17 protein-coding genes are annotated in these 16,545 nt (G+C 68.2%); 6 read left to right on the forward strand and 11 right to left on the reverse strand.

Going from position 1 to position 16,545, the window contains the following annotated elements; translation table 11 throughout:
- The first annotated feature begins 281 nt into the window (after positions 1 to 281).
- The 3 genes from FB468_RS05675 to FB468_RS05685 are packed head-to-tail and all read left to right on the forward strand — an operon-like array spanning position 282 to position 2,759.
- Positions 282 to 1,505, forward strand: a complete 1,224-nt coding sequence (locus FB468_RS05675) for an acetyl-CoA C-acetyltransferase (RefSeq protein WP_141886481.1) — start codon at positions 282 to 284, stop codon at positions 1,503 to 1,505.
- A 52-nt stretch (positions 1,506 to 1,557) separates the two neighbouring features.
- Positions 1,558 to 2,307 (forward strand): SDR family oxidoreductase, encoded by a 750-nt coding sequence (locus FB468_RS05680; protein WP_141886482.1) that lies wholly within the window; start codon positions 1,558 to 1,560, stop codon positions 2,305 to 2,307.
- On the forward strand, positions 2,304 to 2,759 hold the full coding sequence (locus FB468_RS05685; RefSeq protein WP_141886483.1) for a MaoC family dehydratase: 456 nt from the start codon (positions 2,304 to 2,306) through the stop codon (positions 2,757 to 2,759). The genes FB468_RS05680 and FB468_RS05685 overlap by 4 nt, the downstream gene beginning before the upstream one ends.
- Before the next feature lie 79 nt (positions 2,760 to 2,838).
- Here the strand turns inward: FB468_RS05685 and FB468_RS05690 are convergent, their stop codons facing one another.
- From FB468_RS05690 to FB468_RS05725, 8 genes are all read right to left on the reverse strand, one after another.
- Entirely contained in the window at positions 2,839 to 3,723 is an 885-nt protein-coding gene (locus tag FB468_RS05690; protein ID WP_141886484.1) for an SseB family protein, read from the reverse strand.
- 14 nt (positions 3,724 to 3,737) lie between these two features.
- Positions 3,738 to 4,487: a bifunctional 1-(5-phosphoribosyl)-5-((5-phosphoribosylamino)methylideneamino)imidazole-4-carboxamide isomerase/phosphoribosylanthranilate isomerase PriA gene (priA, locus tag FB468_RS05695; RefSeq protein WP_141886485.1), complete on the reverse strand. Its 750-nt coding sequence runs from the start codon at positions 4,485 to 4,487 to the stop codon at positions 3,738 to 3,740.
- Positions 4,487 to 5,155, reverse strand: a complete 669-nt coding sequence (gene hisH / locus FB468_RS05700; RefSeq protein ID WP_141886486.1) for an imidazole glycerol phosphate synthase subunit HisH — start codon at positions 5,153 to 5,155, stop codon at positions 4,487 to 4,489. The genes priA and hisH overlap by 1 nt, the downstream gene beginning before the upstream one ends.
- The gene (gene hisB, locus FB468_RS05705) at positions 5,152 to 5,760 is read right to left on the reverse strand and encodes an imidazoleglycerol-phosphate dehydratase HisB (RefSeq protein WP_141886487.1); all 609 of its coding nucleotides are present in this window, start codon (positions 5,758 to 5,760) and stop codon (positions 5,152 to 5,154) included. The genes hisH and hisB overlap by 4 nt, the downstream gene beginning before the upstream one ends.
- Positions 5,761 to 5,770: 10 nt before the next feature.
- Complete coding sequence (locus FB468_RS05710; protein WP_141886488.1) at positions 5,771 to 6,595, reverse strand: cytochrome c biogenesis CcdA family protein; 825 nt, start codon at positions 6,593 to 6,595, stop codon at positions 5,771 to 5,773.
- A 9-nt stretch (positions 6,596 to 6,604) separates the two neighbouring features.
- Positions 6,605 to 7,399, reverse strand: a complete 795-nt coding sequence (locus tag FB468_RS05715; RefSeq protein ID WP_170219636.1) for a DsbA family protein — start codon at positions 7,397 to 7,399, stop codon at positions 6,605 to 6,607.
- Between the two features lie 93 nt (positions 7,400 to 7,492).
- Positions 7,493 to 8,578: a histidinol-phosphate transaminase gene (locus FB468_RS05720; protein WP_141886490.1), complete on the reverse strand. Its 1,086-nt coding sequence runs from the start codon at positions 8,576 to 8,578 to the stop codon at positions 7,493 to 7,495.
- Between the two features lie 56 nt (positions 8,579 to 8,634).
- On the reverse strand, positions 8,635 to 9,063 hold the full coding sequence (locus tag FB468_RS05725; RefSeq protein ID WP_141886491.1) for a LysM peptidoglycan-binding domain-containing protein: 429 nt from the start codon (positions 9,061 to 9,063) through the stop codon (positions 8,635 to 8,637).
- Positions 9,064 to 9,346: 283 nt separating this feature from the next.
- On the opposite strand from FB468_RS05725, the gene lexA reads away from it, so the two are divergent.
- From lexA to lipA, 3 genes are all read left to right on the forward strand, one after another.
- Positions 9,347 to 10,009 carry a transcriptional repressor LexA gene (gene lexA, locus FB468_RS05730; protein WP_141886492.1) on the forward strand — a complete coding sequence of 221 codons (663 nt, stop codon included), beginning with the start codon at positions 9,347 to 9,349 and terminating at the stop codon, positions 10,007 to 10,009.
- Between the two features lie 160 nt (positions 10,010 to 10,169).
- Positions 10,170 to 10,874, forward strand: coding sequence for a lipoyl(octanoyl) transferase LipB (gene lipB / locus FB468_RS05735; RefSeq protein WP_141886493.1), 705 nt, complete (start codon positions 10,170 to 10,172; stop codon positions 10,872 to 10,874).
- A complete protein-coding gene (gene lipA, locus FB468_RS05740) occupies positions 10,871 to 11,914 on the forward strand; it encodes a lipoyl synthase (RefSeq protein ID WP_141886494.1) in 1,044 nt (347 codons plus the stop codon). Before lipB ends, lipA begins: the two co-directional genes overlap by 4 nt.
- Before the next feature lie 43 nt (positions 11,915 to 11,957).
- Here the strand turns inward: lipA and FB468_RS05745 are convergent, their stop codons facing one another.
- From FB468_RS05745 to metE, 3 genes are read right to left on the reverse strand one after another with little or no spacing between them, the layout of a single operon-like run.
- Positions 11,958 to 12,854: a methylenetetrahydrofolate reductase gene (locus FB468_RS05745; protein WP_141886495.1), complete on the reverse strand. Its 897-nt coding sequence runs from the start codon at positions 12,852 to 12,854 to the stop codon at positions 11,958 to 11,960.
- On the reverse strand, positions 12,851 to 14,053 hold the full coding sequence (locus FB468_RS05750; protein WP_246055774.1) for a uroporphyrinogen decarboxylase/cobalamine-independent methonine synthase family protein: 1,203 nt from the start codon (positions 14,051 to 14,053) through the stop codon (positions 12,851 to 12,853). Before FB468_RS05750 ends, FB468_RS05745 begins: the two co-directional genes overlap by 4 nt.
- Positions 14,053 to 16,380 carry a 5-methyltetrahydropteroyltriglutamate--homocysteine S-methyltransferase gene (gene metE, locus FB468_RS05755; protein WP_141886496.1) on the reverse strand — a complete coding sequence of 776 codons (2,328 nt, stop codon included), beginning with the start codon at positions 16,378 to 16,380 and terminating at the stop codon, positions 14,053 to 14,055. The genes FB468_RS05750 and metE overlap by 1 nt, the downstream gene beginning before the upstream one ends.
- Positions 16,381 to 16,545: the final 165 nt, after the last annotated feature.

A 16,545-nucleotide genomic window follows, 5' to 3' on the forward strand; every position in this document is an offset into this window, starting at 1 on the left:
GAATTATGATGCATACTGGTCACGATCACCGACGATCGGAGACACGATGACATCGCACGAGAAAGCCATCCTGGCGCGCGTTCCAGCCGCCCGCTTCTCTTGTCTTCCTCAGCGCCCGCTCGCCGACGACGACCGGGCAGCGCGCGCCAGCACCACAACCCCCAGCGCCACAACGCCCATCGACACCACAACGCGCACCAGCGCAACGCCCGCGCCCGCCCACGCATGGGCCACCCACTTTCCGCTTCACTCGCCCCACCCCACTCACTGAGGAGACCCAGATGCCAGAGGCATACATCGTTTCAACCGCCCGCTCCCCGATTGGCCGCGCCCGGAAGGGGTCGCTCGTGTCACTCCGCGGCGATGACATTGCCGCGCGCATGGTGCAGGCCGCGCTCGACAAGGTTCCGGGCCTCGACCCGGCGCGCATCGAAGACATCATTCTGGGCACTGGCCAGCCCGCCGGCGAGCAGGGGTTCAACCTCGCGCGCATCGTCTCGGTGTTGCTCGGACTCGACACGGTTCCCGGAACGACGGTGAACCGCTACTGCTCATCGTCGCTCCAGAGCACGCGCATGGCATTCCACGCGATCAAGGCTGGCGAGGGCGATGTCTTCGTCTCGGCGGGCGTCGAGATGGTGAGCCGCTACACGCAGGGCATGGCGGATGCCACCCCCGGCGTCGAGCTCGAGAACCCGGTGTTTGCCGAGGCAATCGCGAACACCCAGGCCCGCACGGGCGCGAACACCCCGAAGTGGACTGACCCTCGCGAGTCGGGCGCACTCCCTGACCCGTACATTGCGATGGGTCAGACCGCTGAGAACGTCGCGCAGCTGCACGGCATCACCCGTGAGGAGCAGGACGCATTCGCCGCTCGCTCGCAGCAGCGCGCGGAGGCCGCGATTGCCTCGGGGTTCTGGTCGCGCGACATCACCCCGGTCACGCTCGCTGACGGCACCGTCGTCTCCGCGGATGACGGCCCGCGCCCGGGCGTCACGCTTGAGGCGCTCGCGGGGCTCGACCCCGTGTTCCGCCCTGACGGCACCGTCACAGCAGGCAACTGCTGCCCGCTGAACGACGGCGCCGCCGCTGTCGTCGTCGTCTCGGAGAAGGTCGTCAACGAGCTCGGTCTCCAACCGCTCGCCCGCGTCGTCTCCACTGGCGTGAGCGGCCTCTCGCCCGAGATCATGGGCCTCGGCCCGGTCGAGGCCTCGAAGCGCGCGCTCGCGCAGGCCGGCCTCTCGATCGGTGACATTGATCTCGTCGAGATCAATGAGGCGTTCGCCGCGCAGGTGATTCCCTCGGCTCGCGAGCTCGGTATCGATGAGGATCGACTCAACGTCCACGGCGGCGCCATTGCAGTCGGCCACCCGTTCGGCATGACTGGCGCACGAATCACGTCGACGCTCATCAACGGGCTCAAGGAAACGGGCGGTCGCTACGGCCTCGAGACCATGTGCGTTGGCGGCGGTCAGGGCATGGCAATGATTCTCGAGCGCGTCTAGCTCGCCCCTCCACCACACTTCATACGCTCAACCCTGACGAGAGGAATCTCATATGACTCGCATTGCAATCGTGACCGGCGCCGCTCGCGGAATCGGCGCGGCAACCGCCATCCGCCTCGCTGAAGACGGCAATGCCGTCGCGGTGCTCGATCTCGACGAGGCCGCGTGCGCGGACACCGTCGACGCGATTACGAAGGCCGGCGGCCGCGCGATCGCCGTTGGCGCAAACGTCGCCGACAGCGCCGCGGTCGAGGCGGCAGTCGCGCGCGTCACGGAGGAGCTCGGCGCGCCGACCATCCTGGTGAACAACGCCGGCATCATCCGCGACAACATGCTCTTCAAGATGACGGAGGACGACTGGGACGCTGTGCTCGGGGTACACCTGCGCGGTGCGTTCCTCATGAGCCGCGCGGTGCAGAAGCACCAGGTTGAGGCTGGCTGGGGCCGGATCGTCAACCTCTCGAGCACCTCGGCGCTCGGCAACCGGGGGCAGGCGAACTACTCGGCGGCGAAGGCAGGCATGCAGGGCTTCACGAAGACCCTGGCCATCGAACTCGGCCGGTACGGCGTGACGGCCAACGCCATCGCGCCGGGCTTCATCGTCTCCGATATGACGCGCGCGACCGCTGAGCGCATGGGCGTCTCGTTCGAGGACTTCGTCGGGCACATGGTCTCCGAGATCCCGGTCGCCCGCGCGGGCAAGCCCGAGGACATCGCAAACGCCGCGGCCTTCTTCTGCTCGGAGGCCGCGAGCTTCGTCTCCGGCCAGGTGCTCTACGTGGCGGGAGGGCCGAAGGCATGACTATTGCAGTCGCCCACCCGTCGGAGCTGCCCCAGGCAATCGGCCAGTCTGCGGTCAGCGACTGGCTGCTCGTTGACCAGGAGCGGATCCAGGCGTTCGCCGATGCGACCGGCGACCACCAGTGGATCCACATCGACGTCGAGCGCGCGGCGGCCGGCCCGTTCGGTTCGACGATCGCCCACGGCTACCTCACGCTGTCGCTCATACCGCACCTCTCGGGCGGGCTGCTCGCGGTCGAGAATGTTGCGATGGCCGTGAACTACGGGCTCGATCGCGTGCGCTTCCTGCAGCCCGTCAAAGCAGGATCGCGGGTTCGCGCCCGAGTTGAGGTCGTGTCGGCGGAAGAGAGCCGGCAGGGCTGGCGCGTCGGTTCGAAGACCACGATCGAGATTGACGGCGAAGAAACCCCGGCGCTCGTCGCGGACACAATCGCACTCTACGTCGCCGGCTAACAGTTCCGGCAACGACGCACAGCAGCGGGCGGGAGGATGAGGTCCTCTCATCCTCCCGCCCGCTGCCGCGTACTCGACGCTAGGCGGCCCGCGGTACGAAGCGCATCGAGTCGACCCGCTCGGCGATCAGCTCAACCCGGGCCCACCGATCCTGCAGTCTCCCGAGGAGCTCCGTGAGCGCCTCGCGGTCGAGCCCATCCTCGAGGAGCAGGTGCACCTCGGTCTCGGGTGCGGTGAGGTCACCAACGGGATCCCCCGGAAGCAGTGCGAGCGCGCGAAGCGCTGGCTCGCCCGCCGCGCCCTCAAGGAACGCCTGACGCACGGCGGGGTCTGCCCACGCGGGCGGAGTCGGCGTACCGAGCGCCATCGCCTCGAGCTCGGGCCGGCGCACGCCAAACTGCGAGTCGAGCGAACCGGGGTCGACAATGATGAGGTCGGTGCCCTCCTGCGCTGCCGCGATGGCGGCCTGCGGGCCTGGAACGGGAATCGGGCGCGACCCCGGGTTCCAACGCTGCATCGCCTCGACCGAGGAGAACACCGGCATGACCCGTCGGCCATCGGGGCTCGCGACCGTCACGATCGAGAGTTCCTGCGTCTTTTCGACGATCCGGCCGTCCGGGGTTTCGCCAAGCTCGCCGGCCTCGGCGAGGAGCGGCACGAGAAGCCTGCTCTTCGCCAACTGCGTGATGACCTCTTGGCGCAATGCCGCGAGGCCCTCGATCGCCGCCGGGTCTGCCCCGTCGGCTCGGTAGGCCTCACCGGCGGCACGCATCGCTGCGACGGCCGCAGCGAGAGCCGGCGGCGTCGCCCCGTCGTCGTCAGCGAACGCGGTCTCGTGGTGGTCGAACGTGCGCCCGGCCCACGGGAATCCGGCAGAGTCCGCAGCCCCGCCAGCAACGAGGCTGTCAGGCACGCCCGTCGAGCGCGGGGTGTCTCCCGTCGAGGGCAGCTTCTTGATGGCCATGGCCGAACCCGCCGCTACCTGCCTGCGACGTCGAGCGCTGCCGGGAGGGTGAACGCGCCGTCGTAGAGCGCCTTGCCGATGATCGCGCCCTCGACGCCGTGCGGTACGGCCTCGCGGAGCGCCGCGACATCGTCGAGGCTCGAGATACCGCCCGAGGCGATGACGGGACGGTCGGTGCGCGAGCACACCTTCTTCAGGAGTTCGACGTTCGGGCCGGCCATCATGCCGTCCTTGGTGACGTCCGTGACAACGTAGCGGGGGCACTCGGCCTCTTCGAGGCGCTCAAGCACGTCCCACAGGTTTCCGCCGTCTTCGGTCCATCCGCGTGCGGCAAGCGTCTCGCCGCGTACGTCGAGGCCGACGGCGATCTGCTCGCCGTAGTGCGCGATGACCGCGCGAGTCCACTCAGGGTTCTCGAGCGCTGCCGTGCCGAGGTTGACGCGCGCGGCGCCCATCTCGAGCGCGGCTTCGAGGCTCTTGTCGTCGCGGATCCCGCCCGAGAACTCGATCTTCACGCGGCTCCCGGCGCGGGCGATGATCTTGCGCGCGACTCCGACGTTGGAGCCGCGGCCGAACGCCGCATCGAGGTCGACGAGGTGGATCCACTCGGCGCCCTGCTCGATCCAGTCCATCGCGGCATCAACCGGGCTGCCGTAGTTGGTCTCGGTGCCGGCAGCACCCTGTGTGAGCCGCACGGCCTTGCCGTCGACCATGTCGATCGCGGGCAGCAGTTGCAGCTTCGGGCTCGTCGCGAGCTCGGTCATCAGTTCTCCTTGGTGGTGCGGGTGGGGGTAAGCGAGCTGATCCAGTTGCGCAGCAGCTGGATTCCGGCCTCGCCTGACTTCTCTGGGTGAAACTGGGTGGCGCTGAGCGGCCCGTTCTCGACGGCCGCTACAAACGGCTCGCCGTATTCAGACCAGGTGACCTTCGGCGCCGTCGCCGGGGTGCGCCCCTCGAGCGTCCACTGGGTCGCCGCGTTCGAGTGGACGAAGTAGAAGCGCTCGCCTTCGAGGCCGCGCAGCAGCACGGAGTCCTCGGGCACCCGCACGGTGTTCCACCCCATGTGGGGCAGCGTCGGGGCGTCGAGCTGCCGGACAGTCCCGGGCCACTCGCCAAGCCCCTCGGTCTCGACGCCGCGCTCAATGCCGGTGTCAAACATGACCTGAAGGCCGACGCACACGCCGAGCACGGGCCTGCCACCCGCGAGGCGGCGCCCGATGAGCTCGTGCCCCTGGATCGCGCGGAGCTGAGCCATGACCGCGTCGAAGGCGCCAACGCCTGGCACGAAGAGGCCGTCCGCGTCCATGACCGCCTGCGGGTCGGACGTGAGTTCGACCTCCGCGCCAGCGCGCACAAGCGCCTTCACCGCCGAGTGCACGTTGCCCGAGCCGTAGTCGAGCACGGCAACGCGCGGCGCGCCGGTTGCGCTCACAGGGCGCCCTTGGTGGACGGGATGCCCGTGATGAGCGGATCCTTCGCCTTCGCGGTGCGGAACGCGCGCGCGAAGGCCTTGAACTCGGCCTCCGCGATGTGGTGCGGATCGCGGCCCTCGATGAGCTTCAGGTGCACCGAGAGGCGCGCGTTGAGGGTGATCGCTTCAAAGAAGTGCCGCACCATCGAGCCGGTGAAGTGGCCGCCGATAAGGTGGAACTCGAAGCCCGCCGGTTCGCCCGAGTGCACGAGGTAGGGGCGGCCCGAAATGTCAACGACGGCCTGCGCGAGCGCTTCGTCGAGCGGCACGAAGGCGTCGCCGTAGCGCGAGATGCCGCGCTTGTCGCCGAGCGCCTCAAGGATGGCCTGTCCGAGCAGGATGCCGGTGTCTTCAACGGTGTGGTGCACGTCGATGTGCACGTCGCCCTTCGCGCGCACCGTGAGGTCCGTCAACGAGTGGCGCGCGAACGCGGTGAGCATGTGGTCGAAGAACGGCACCCCGGTCTCGATGTCGGCCTCACCCGTTCCGTCGAGGTTCAGGCTCAGGGTGATGGCGGACTCACTGGTGGCGCGCTCAAGCGTCGCGATGCGTGCAGCTTCGGTCATGGTCTCGATCCTACCGCGCGGCGTCGGTGGCGTGCTGCCTGCGCCGCCAGCGCACAATTGCCCAGCCGCCCAGCGCGAGCAGGGCCCCGATCCCGAGCACAATGAGGTTCGATGTGCCCGAGGTCGCTCGCATCACATTCGCTTCGACGGCGGCCTGCGTGCTCGCGTCGAGCACTCCCCCAAACTTCTGCGCTCCGTCGGTGACGAGCATGAAAACGCCGACCGCGATCGTGATGAGCCCACCGATCACGTTCGACCAGGCGTTCCGCCAGCGCCCGATGACGAGCTCACGCGGGCGCATGAGCTTGCGTACGCCAGGGATCCGGTTCCAGAGCAGTGCGAGGAGCAAGAGCGGGACGGTCATGCCTGCCGCGTACAACAGCATCGTGAAGCCACCCATGAGCGCGTTTCCGCCGAACGCAGCCATCGCGAGGACCGCACCGAAGATCGGCCCGGCGCACCCGCCAGCGAGCCCGTACACCGCGCCGAGCGCGTAGACCGAGGCGATCGAGGTGCCCTTCGCGCTCTGCTGGCGAGTGAGCGCAGGGAGCGGGATGCCGAGCAGCATGACGACGCCGAGGGCGATGACGGCAATGAGCACCCACATCATGATGCCGCTGCGGTTCGCGGCGACCCACGCGCCCAGGGTGCCTGCGAGCAGCCCGAGCGGAACGAGCGCCGTCGCGAGGCCGAGGAAGAACGCACCGGTTCGCGAGAAGAGCTCCCTGGGGCTGTGGAACGCGTAGGCGAAGAACGCCGGCAGCACCATCACGGAGCACGGGCTCAGGAGCGCGAGCGTACCGCCAAGGAAGGCACCGAGCAGACTCAGATCCATTCGCGGAGGCTACTTCGTCGCGGCTGCGACTGCGGCGTCGAGCTGCTGGCGGAACGTCTCCACCGGCTGCGCACCCGACATGACCTGACCGCAACCCGTCGTCGCAAAGAACGGCACACCCGTCACGCCGATCGACTGCGCTTCGGCCGTATCCTTGCGCACGGCGTCCTCGAACTTGCCGCTCTCGACAGCTTCTGTGAACGCAGGAATGTCGGCGACGCCAACGCCCTTCGCGAGGGTGACGAGCGCGGCAACGGTGAGCTCACCGTTCGCGTCCATCGCGCTCTCGGGCGCGTGGTAGACCGCGTCGTAGAACTCGAAGTATTTGCCCTGGTCGCCAGCGGCCCGGGCCGCGGCGGCGATGAGGATCGAGTTCTCGCCACCGACAAGCGCCGCGTCATGAATCTCGAGCCTGACCTTGCCGGTCTCGACGTACTCCTCGATCAAGACCGGGAGCGTGTCGCGCGAGAAGGAGCCGCAGTAGGGGCACCGGAAGTCGGTCCACTCGTGCAGCACGACGGGAGCGTCAATGTCGCCGAGCGCGCGCGGGTCTTCCGGGTCGAGTCGGTCAACCACGGGGCACGACGCCGCGTCTGCATCGCTCCCGTCACCGGTTTGGGAGCCGTTTGCGCCCTGCGTGGTGTTCTTATCGCCCTCGGGTGCAGAGGTACCCCCGAACCCCTGAGCGCCGAGCGCCGCGACAAGCAGGAGCGACACGGCGGCGAGGATGACCGTCGCGAGCCGCATCCGGCGGTAGCGACGTTCGAGCGTTGGGCGGTCGAGAGATTCAATCGGCTGCGGCATGCCTACGAGCCTAACGATGTTTCCCGGGAGATTTGGTGTGCAACAGTTTGGGCGCGAACAACCGGCCCGCCCACACATTCACTCAGGGAGCGGCTATACCGTCCCCGCAGCACCAAAGTCTGCGATCGCGGCGATGACCGTCGAGGTCTCGGCTTCCGTTCCGGCCGTGATGCGCACGTGCCCTGGGATACCGAGGTCTCGGACGAGGATGCCTTGGGCGCGCAGACGTTCGAACACGGCCGACGGGTCGGCGAAGCCCCCAACGAGCAGGAAGTTCGCGCCCGAGTCGTGCACCGTGTACCCGAGTTCGACGAGGGCGTCGCGCAGCCTGTCGCGCTGAGCGCGAATCGCGTCAACGGTCGCGAGCATGGCACCGGCGTGCTTCACCGCCGTGGTCGCCGCGGCCTGCGTGAGTGCAGACAGGTGGTAGGGCAGGCGTACGAGGCGGAGCGCGTCGACGATCGCACGATCGGCGGCGAGGTACCCAACCCTTACGCCCGCGAACGCGAACGCCTTGCTCATCGTGCGACTCACGATGAGGCGGTGCCTCCCCTCGAGCAGCGAAATGGCGGACTCGGATTCGGTGTCGAACTCCTTGTAGGCCTCGTCGACGATCAGAATGCCGTCGAAGGCGTCGTACGCGGCGCGCACCGTGTCGAGCGACATCGGGGTACCCGTCGGGTTGTTTGGCGCGCACAGCACGACGATGTCGGGCCGGTGCTCGGCGATGGCCGCGACCACGAGCTCGGGCGTCACCGCATAGTTGAGGTCGCGGGGCACGCCGATCCAGCCGGTATCCGTGCCGTCGGCGAGGAGCGGGTACATGGAGTAGGTCGGGGTGAAGCTCATGAGCGATCGCCCGGGGCCACCGAATGCCTGCAAGATCTGCTGGAGGACCTCGTTCGAACCGTTCGCAGCCCACACCTGTTCAGGGGCGAGACCGTAACCGAGGTACCCAGCGAGTGCTTCTCTGAGTTCCATGAACTCGCGGTCGGGGTACCTGTTGACGTTGCGAAGCGCGTCGGCAAGGGCCGCCGTCGCGTCGGCGATGAATGCTTCGGGGAGCGGATGCGTGTTCTCGTTCACATTGAGACTCACGGGGACCGCAGCCTGCGGCGCACCGTACGGGGACTTGCCAACGAGATTGTCACGGAGAGGAAGATCGCTCAATTCAGCCACACGACAAGTCTAGTCAGCGGAGCATCCCGGATGCGTACCGGGCGACCAAAGCCGACCTAGAGTTCTGACGCGGGGAAGGTCAGGTCGTTGCCCTCGAACCGCAGCGGAACCGCAATCGCATCACCGGCCTGCAGGTCAGACGCCTGCATCTGGTTGAGGCGCTGAATCTCAGCGACGACGTCGCGGGGGTCAGCGGTCGGCTCGAGGTCTGAAGCAATACTCCAGAGCGAATCACCCGACTGGGCAACGATGTACGGGAACTCTTGCGTGCTCTGGGAGCCGTTCGCGATCGCGCCAGGGGCAGCGATCGCCGCGACGACACCGAGCACCCCGGCGACAAGCACGGTAGCGAGGCCGCCGAAGACAACACGGCCGCGGCGCGTGAGCCGGAGCCGGGTGGAAGCAGACGATCGAGTGGCAGGCTCGTGGGCGCGGGTCGCATCAGTGCGGGGGCCGAACGTCGTCACGGTTGCTGTTGCAGTCATGAGGATTTCCTCTCTCGAGAGTGTTCGAACGAATTCGCTCGATTCGAACATCTTTTTCGAATATATCTTCGAGTCTTCGAAACCGCAACCCCGGACTTCGAACCAATATCACGCGAATCCGCGCGACACTCGAACGAATGTTTGCCTCGCCTCGAATATCCGGGCTAGGGTTTCGAACAGTGAGATCACCCAATCAGTGACCACCGACATTCACGCGGGCCGAGGTGAAAACACGCGAACATCACCCGCGAAACGGGCCCCACCACATTCGAGAGGACGAGCAATGAGCGAACTTGCCTCGGCGCCGCAGAAGCCGTTGACAGAGAAGCAACAGGCGATCCTCGAGTTCATTGCCCGCTCCGTTGAGACGCGCGGATACCCGCCGAGCATGCGCGAGATCGGCGACGCCGTCGGGCTCTCCTCACTCTCTAGCGTGACCCACCAACTGAGCCGACTCGAGCTTGGCGGATACATTCGGCGCGACCCCAACAGGCCCCGCGCCCTTGAAATCCTCGTTGAGCTTGCCGTCACGAGCAGCGCCGTCGCAGACGCGCAGGCAACGCAGGCGCAGGAGACCGCGTACGTACCACTCGTGGGGCAGATCGCCGCGGGCGTACCCATCACGGCAGACCAGCAGGTCGAGGAGGTTGTGCCACTTCCCCGCCAGCTGGTCGGCGACGGCCAACTCTTTATGCTGAAGGTCGTGGGCGACTCCATGATTGATGCCGCGATCTGCGACGGCGACTTCGTCGTGGTCAGGCAGCAGCGCGAGGCAGACAATGGTGACATTGTCGCGGCCATGCTCGAGGGCGAAGCAACTGTGAAGGTGTTCCGCCGCCGCGACGGCCACACCTGGCTCCTCCCCCGCAACAGCGCGTTCGAGCCCATCCTTGGCGACCACGCCGAGGTGCTCGGCAAGGTCGTCGCGGTCTTCCGCTCGGTCTAACTCGCGCCCCACAGCCCCGCCGACAGCAACAGCACGGCGGCACCGAAACTCCAGCAGCCCACCCAGGCCAGCCTCAAATCCATGAGGCGCCCAGGGTGGGCTGTTTTGATGTTCAGCACATGAGCTTGATTTATTGGACGGAGTCTATTTAACTGGTCGCATGCGTTTCCACCCCGCGCCTTCCCGTTCGACAGCGTCCCCCGAATTCAGCGCCGCGCCCAGTTTTGTCGTCGCAGGGCTCTCACCCAACCTGGTCACCTACTCCGCGGGGCTCGCACTCCAGCAGGAGGCAGCGGCGAGGCTTGAGGCCGGCGTGGACACCGGCACCGTGCTCGCGCTCGAACACGAGCCAGTCTTCACAGCCGGAAGACGAGCAGAGCGCAACGAGTACCCGAGCGACGGCACCCCCGTTGTTCCGGTGAACCGGGGCGGGCGGGTCACTTGGCACGGGCCGGGTCAGCTCGTCGTCTACCCGGTGATTCGCCTCACTCACGGATTCGGCGGAGCTGACCTCGTGCACGCGCTTGAGCGGGCGCTCATCGCCACCGCTGCCGAGTTCGGTGTCTCAGGCAACCTCATTGAGGGCCGCACCGGTGTGTGGGCGCTGCCCGCCGCGCCGGGACCTCTGGTGCCCGCCAAGTTCGCACAGATCGGAATCCATGTCGGTAGGCGAATCGTGAGCCACGGGCTCGCACTCAACTGCAACAACGATCTCTCGCCGTTCGACACGTTCACCCCGTGCGGCATCACCGATGCTGGCGTGGCCTCGCTCACCCAGCTCGCGGGCCGCACAATCACGCCTGCAGATGCGCTCCCCGCGCTACAGGTACACCTGGCCCCCGTTCTCGAGAGGTTTGCCGCATGACCGTCAAGATTCTGCCTTCAACCGGGGAACGCCCCGAGCCCGAGGAGCGGCGGCTGCTGCGGGTCGAAGCGAAGAACGCCGCCACACCGATCGAGCGAAAGCCCGAGTGGATCAAGACTCGCGCACGCACCGGGCCCGAATACCGCGCCGTGCAGCAGCTCGTGAAGTCGGAAGGCCTGCACACCGTCTGCGCGGAAGCGGGGTGCCCGAACATCTACGAGTGCTGGGAGGACCGCGAGGCCACCTTCCTCATCGGCGGGTCGATCTGCACGCGCCGATGTGATTTCTGCCAAATCACGTCAGGGAAGCCACTCCCCCTGGACCGCGACGAGCCGCGACGGGTCGCCGAGTCCGTGCGCACAATGGGTCTCCGCTACGCAACGATCACAGGGGTCACCCGTGACGACCTGCCTGACACTGGTGCGTGGCTGTACGCCGAGACAATTCGCCAGATCCACGCGCTAAACCCTGGCGCCGGTGTTGAAGTCCTCGCTGACGACCTCGGCGGGCGACCGGAAGACCTTGAGCAGGTGTTCGAAGCATCGCCCGAGGTGTTCGCGCACAACCTTGAGACGGTGCCCCGCATCTTCCGGCGGATCAGGCCAGGGTTCCGCTACGAGCGCTCACTTGGGGTGCTCGAGCGGGCCCGCGCCGCGGGAATGATCACGAAGTCAAACCTCATTCTCGGCATGGGCGAGACTAGCGCCGAGATCAGCTCGACGATGCGCGAACTTCGCGACGCGGGCTGCGATATCCTCACCCTCACCCAGTACCTCCGGCCGTCGAAGCTGCACCACCCGGTCGAACGTTGGGTTCGCCCGGAAGAGTTCGTTGACCTCACGAAAGAGGCTGAGGGGTTGGGCTTCAGCGGGGTGCTTGCGGGCCCGCTCGTGCGTTCTTCTTACCGGGCGGGCAGGCTGTGGGCTCAGGCAATGACCCGAAAAGGCAACGCGATCCCCGCGCAACTGCGGCACTTGGAGAAAGCAGCAGAGACCGCGGACCTGGCTTCGACGTTCCCGCAGGCCGTCGCGACCCTGTAGCTCAGCGGCGGCATCGGGCAGCGACGGCCACAGGGTGCGACGCCTACCGCGCAGGCAGCAGGTCGAGGTCAGCGAGCACGGCGAGCACCTGTTCGTGCCTGTTGAACGTGTACAGGTGAATCGAGGGCGCCCCACCCTCGAGCAGCTCCCGCGCGAGGCCGATCGTGTGTTCGACACCGAGCTCGGGCGCATACCCGCCAGCCTCCTCGAGCGCGCGTTCCAGGGCGGGAGGCGCGGGGCGGCCCGCGAGCGACGCGACCTTCCGAAGCTGCCCGCTTGTCGAGACAGGCATGAGCCCAGGCAGCAGCGGCATGCCGAGCCCAGCTTCCCGAGCGGCATCCGCGAACGAAAGGTACTCGTCTGCCTCGAAGAAGAGCTGCGTGATCGCGAACTGCGCGCCCGCGGCCTCCTTCGCGAGCAACCAGTCGATGTCGGCGGAGCGCCCCCGCGAGAGCGGGTGCCCGTTCGGGTACGCCGCAACGGCTGTTCGCCCCACGCTTGTGAAAGCCGGCCGCTCGGCCCGCGCCTCCGCGATCAGCTCGGTGAGTTCGAGCGCGCTGAGCGACCCCGCGACCTCGGGAGCCGACTCGTCGAGGCCCTGCGGCGGGTCTCCGCGCAGGGCGAGGAAGTCGTGGATCCCGGCATCCATGATCCGGTGAATCGTGTCGCGGATCGCCTCGCGCGACTCGCGCACCGTCGTGAGGTGGGCGAGCGGCAGCGCGTCGGTGTGGTCGCGGAGGTACGCGAGCAGGTCGAGCGACGCATCGCGGTTCGAGCCGTTCGCCCCGTAGGTCACCGAGATGAAGTCGGGGCCGACGGCAGAGAGGTGCTGCACCGAGTTGCCGAGCGCGAGCGCCGCGGCCCCCGACCGTGCCGGGAAGACCTCGAATGAGAAGCGGGCGCGCGTGGGCGCACTACCCGTCAAGAGCGTCGCGTTCACACCCCACCCCCGAGTACCTGAGCCGGGCCGGCGAGCTCAGCGGTCGCGAGCTCGGTGCCGCGCACGCGGGCAGCGATCTTCGCGAACGCGACCTCGCGCGCGTGGTCTGGCGAGCCGTGGCGCGGCTTCTCATCGATGAGGTACGGCGAGAAGCCACAGTCGTCGGTGGAGCCCAGCAGCTCGGGCGGCACGAATCTGGCGGCCCGCACGAGCTGGTCGCGCACCTCCTCGGCGGTCTCGAGTTTGGGATGCGTCGGGTTGGTGACGCCGAGCAGCACGCGCGGCGCGGCCCGCCCCGCCGCGCTGAGTGCCGCAAGCTCCCTCCCGACGAGCCGAGCGACGCGATCGGGATCCTTCTCCGACGCCGCCTGCACGAGGAAGTAGCCGGCCTCGATCTGGAAGAGCTCGGGCAGCAACTCCGCGTAGTCGACGTCGGCGCTGTGCGCCGAGTCGTTGTCGTTCCCTGGGCAGGTGTGCACCCCGACGGCAGACCGCTCGGCGTCAGTCAGCTCGCCGAGCACCCGGTTGAGGAGCTCGATGAAGCGGCCGAGCGCTCGGGGGCCGGCCCACGGCGCGCGCACGTCGCGACGCAGCGCAAGCCTGCCCTCGGTGAAGTCGATCGATACGCGGCTTGCCCCGGCGACGAAACACCGCCGGATATCCTCCGCGCAGCCGGCAACGACGTCGTCGAGGAAAGCCTCGCGGGTGTAGTCGGCGAGCCCGGCCTCTGGGAACGTCAGCGACAGCATCGACGGTGAGATCACCGCCTGCTTGAGCGGGAGCGAGGTGGTTGCGCGTGCGCGCGCAACGTCGTCGGCTGCCCAGCCGAGGAACCGGAATGGAGCCGACGCGAGCGTCGGCACCACCCGGTGGTGCCCGTCCGCGAACACCGCAAACACGGGCCCGGCTTCAACGTCACCGCCTGCGAGCGGGTAGCTCGCGAAACTCTGGCGCCGCTGCTCGCCGTCGCTCACGATCTGGGAGCCGGTCTCGGCGAGCCGCCGGAGCGTGTCGGCCACCGCGTGATCCTGCTCGCGCTCGAGCTCGGCGGCGGAGATCGCGCCGATCTCGGCGTCGAGGACCGCCCGCTGCAGCCGCGAGGGCCGCGGGAGCGAACCGACCTGCTCCGTCGGCAGCCCGTCAGCGGGCCACGGCCGCACCCCGGCCGCGCCGAGGGCGATGCCCGCCGCCGCGACCACTACGCCTCCGCGCGCACGGCCTTCGCGGCCGTGACGAGGTTCTTGAGGCTTGCGACGGTCTCGTCGTAGCCGCGCGTCTTCAGCCCGCAGTCGGGGTTCACCCAGAGCTGCTCGCCCGGGATGCGGGCAGCGGCGATGCGGATGAGCTCGGTCTGCTCGTCAACGCCCGGCACGCGCGGCGAGTGGATGTCGTACACGCCCGGGCCGATGCCGCGCGAGTAGCCGTGGTCGCCCAGCGGCTCGACAACGTCCATGCGGCTACGCGCCGCCTCGATCGAGGTGACATCGGCGTCGAGCCCATCAACGGCCTCGATGATCTCACCGAACTCCGAGTAACAGAGGTGCGTGTGGATCTGCACCCCGGCGCCCGCGCCGCCCGTCGCGAGGCGGAACGAGCCGACCGACCAATCGAGGTACGCGGCCTGCCTCGCGCGGTCGAGCGGCAGCAGCTCGCGGAGTGCAGGCTCGTCGACCTGCACGATCCCGATGCCGGCGTCGACGAGGTCGGCGATCTCATCGCGAAGCGCGAGCGCGACCTGCGACGCCGTATCGCCGAGCGGTTGGTCGTCGCGCACGAACGACCACGCAAGAATCGTCACGGGCCCCGTGAGCATGCCCTTCACCGGCTTGTCGGTGAGCGACTGCGCGTACTCCGACCAGCGGACCGTCATCGGCGCGGGCCTGGAGACATCACCCCAGAGAATCGACGGGCGCGTCGCCCGGCTCCCGTACGACTGCACCCACCCGTGCTCGGTCACCGCGAACCCATCGAGCAGCTCCGCGAAGTACTGCACCATGTCGTTGCGCTCGGCCTCGCCATGGACGAGCACGTCGAGCCCTATCTCCTCCTGCAGCCTGATCACGCTCGCGATCTCATCGCGCAGAAACCCCTCGTACGCGGCGGTATCGATCTCCCCGCGCACGAATGACGCGCGGGCCTTCCGGATCTCCGGTGTCTGCGGGAACGACCCGATCGTCGTCGTTGCGAGCTGCGGAATGTTCAGCGTGCGCTGCGCGTCCCTGCGCTCCCCCTCCGTGACGCGGTTCCGGTCGGGCTCCCCCGCCGCCGCGACCCGCGCCCGGATCTCGTCGACGTGCACTCCCGGCGCTGCGTCACGGTCGGCGAGCACCCGATCAACCTCCGCGAGATCCTGCTCGATCGACTCGCCCGCGAGCCCCTTGGCGAGCACCGCGACCTGCTCAACCTTCTGATCCGCGAACGCGAGCCACGACTTCAGTCGCGCGTCGAGCTTGGTCTCGTCGCTCACGTCGTGGGGCACGTGCTGCAGGCTGTTCGAGGTGCCAACGACGACGTTGATCCCGGCGGCTTGGAGCGCGCCGAGCGTCTCGAACGCCGCGCGCAGGTCGGTGCGCCAGATGTTTCGGCCGTCGACGACGCCCGCAACAAACTGCTTGTCCGCGAGGGCCGCCGCGAGCGAGCCGTCGGCGAGGGCAGCCGCGGGCAGGTCACCGCGAACCAGGTCGGCGTGCACGGCGTCGATGGGCAGCGCCGCGAGCCGGGTGGCCGCGGCGGCAGAGTCGCCGTAGGGGGCCGTGAGCAGGATCCGGGGGCGCTCGACCGCACCACCGAGCGCGGCGTAGGCGCGTTCGACGAGCGTGAGCACCTCCGTGCGCGGCACGCGCAGCGAGTCAGAGACGAGCGCGGGCTCGTCGAGCTGCACCCAGCTCGCGCCCGCTGCGGCGAGCGCCCGGAGGATCTCGGCGTACACCGCCGTCACCTCGTCGAGGCGGGAGATCGGGTCGAAGCCGTTACCGGCGTCGTCCGAGGCCTTCGCGAGCAGCAGGTAGGTCACCGGGCCGACGAGCACGGGGCGGGTCTCAATGCCCTGCTCGCGCGCCTCGCGGTACTGCGCGACGAGGGAATCCGGGCGCGCGGCGAACGGGGTGCGCTCGTCAATCTCTGGGACCGAGTAGTGGTAGTTCGTGTCGAACCACTTCGTCATCTCGAGCGGTTGGTGCTCGCTGTCGCCGCGGGCGAGCGTGAAGTACGTCGCGAGGTCTGACCCGGTCTGCTCGCCGAAGCGTGCGGGAATCGCGCCGAGCGCGAGCGTCGCGTCGAGCACCTGGTCGTAGAAGCTGAAGCTCTCGGGGACGGCGCCGCCCTCGGCAGTGAGCCCGAGTCCGACAAGTCGCGCTCGGGTGGCGGCGCGCAGGTCGGCCGCGGTCGCCACGAGCTCGTCCTCAGACAGTCGCCCCGCCCAGAACGCCTCGACGGCGCGCTTGAGCTCGCGGCGCCTTCCGATCCGAGGGTAGCCAAGGATCGTTGCGGGCGGGAGCTGCGATGCGGGCTGCTCGGTTGCGGTCATGGCGTTCCTCCGTGAAGTGGTGTGTGTCACCCGGCGGGTACCCCGGGCTCTCCCCAAGCTAGCTCCCGGCCCCGCCTTCGCACCCGCATGTTTCAGTTTGTGAATTACGAAGTGTTACGGCGATATGTCAGCATTCCACCTTGGCGGCTGCGCTAGACTTCGTGA

Origin of the sequence: Leucobacter komagatae (assembly GCF_006716085.1) — a bacterium.
Lineage (GTDB): Bacteria > Actinomycetota > Actinomycetes > Actinomycetales > Microbacteriaceae > Leucobacter > Leucobacter komagatae.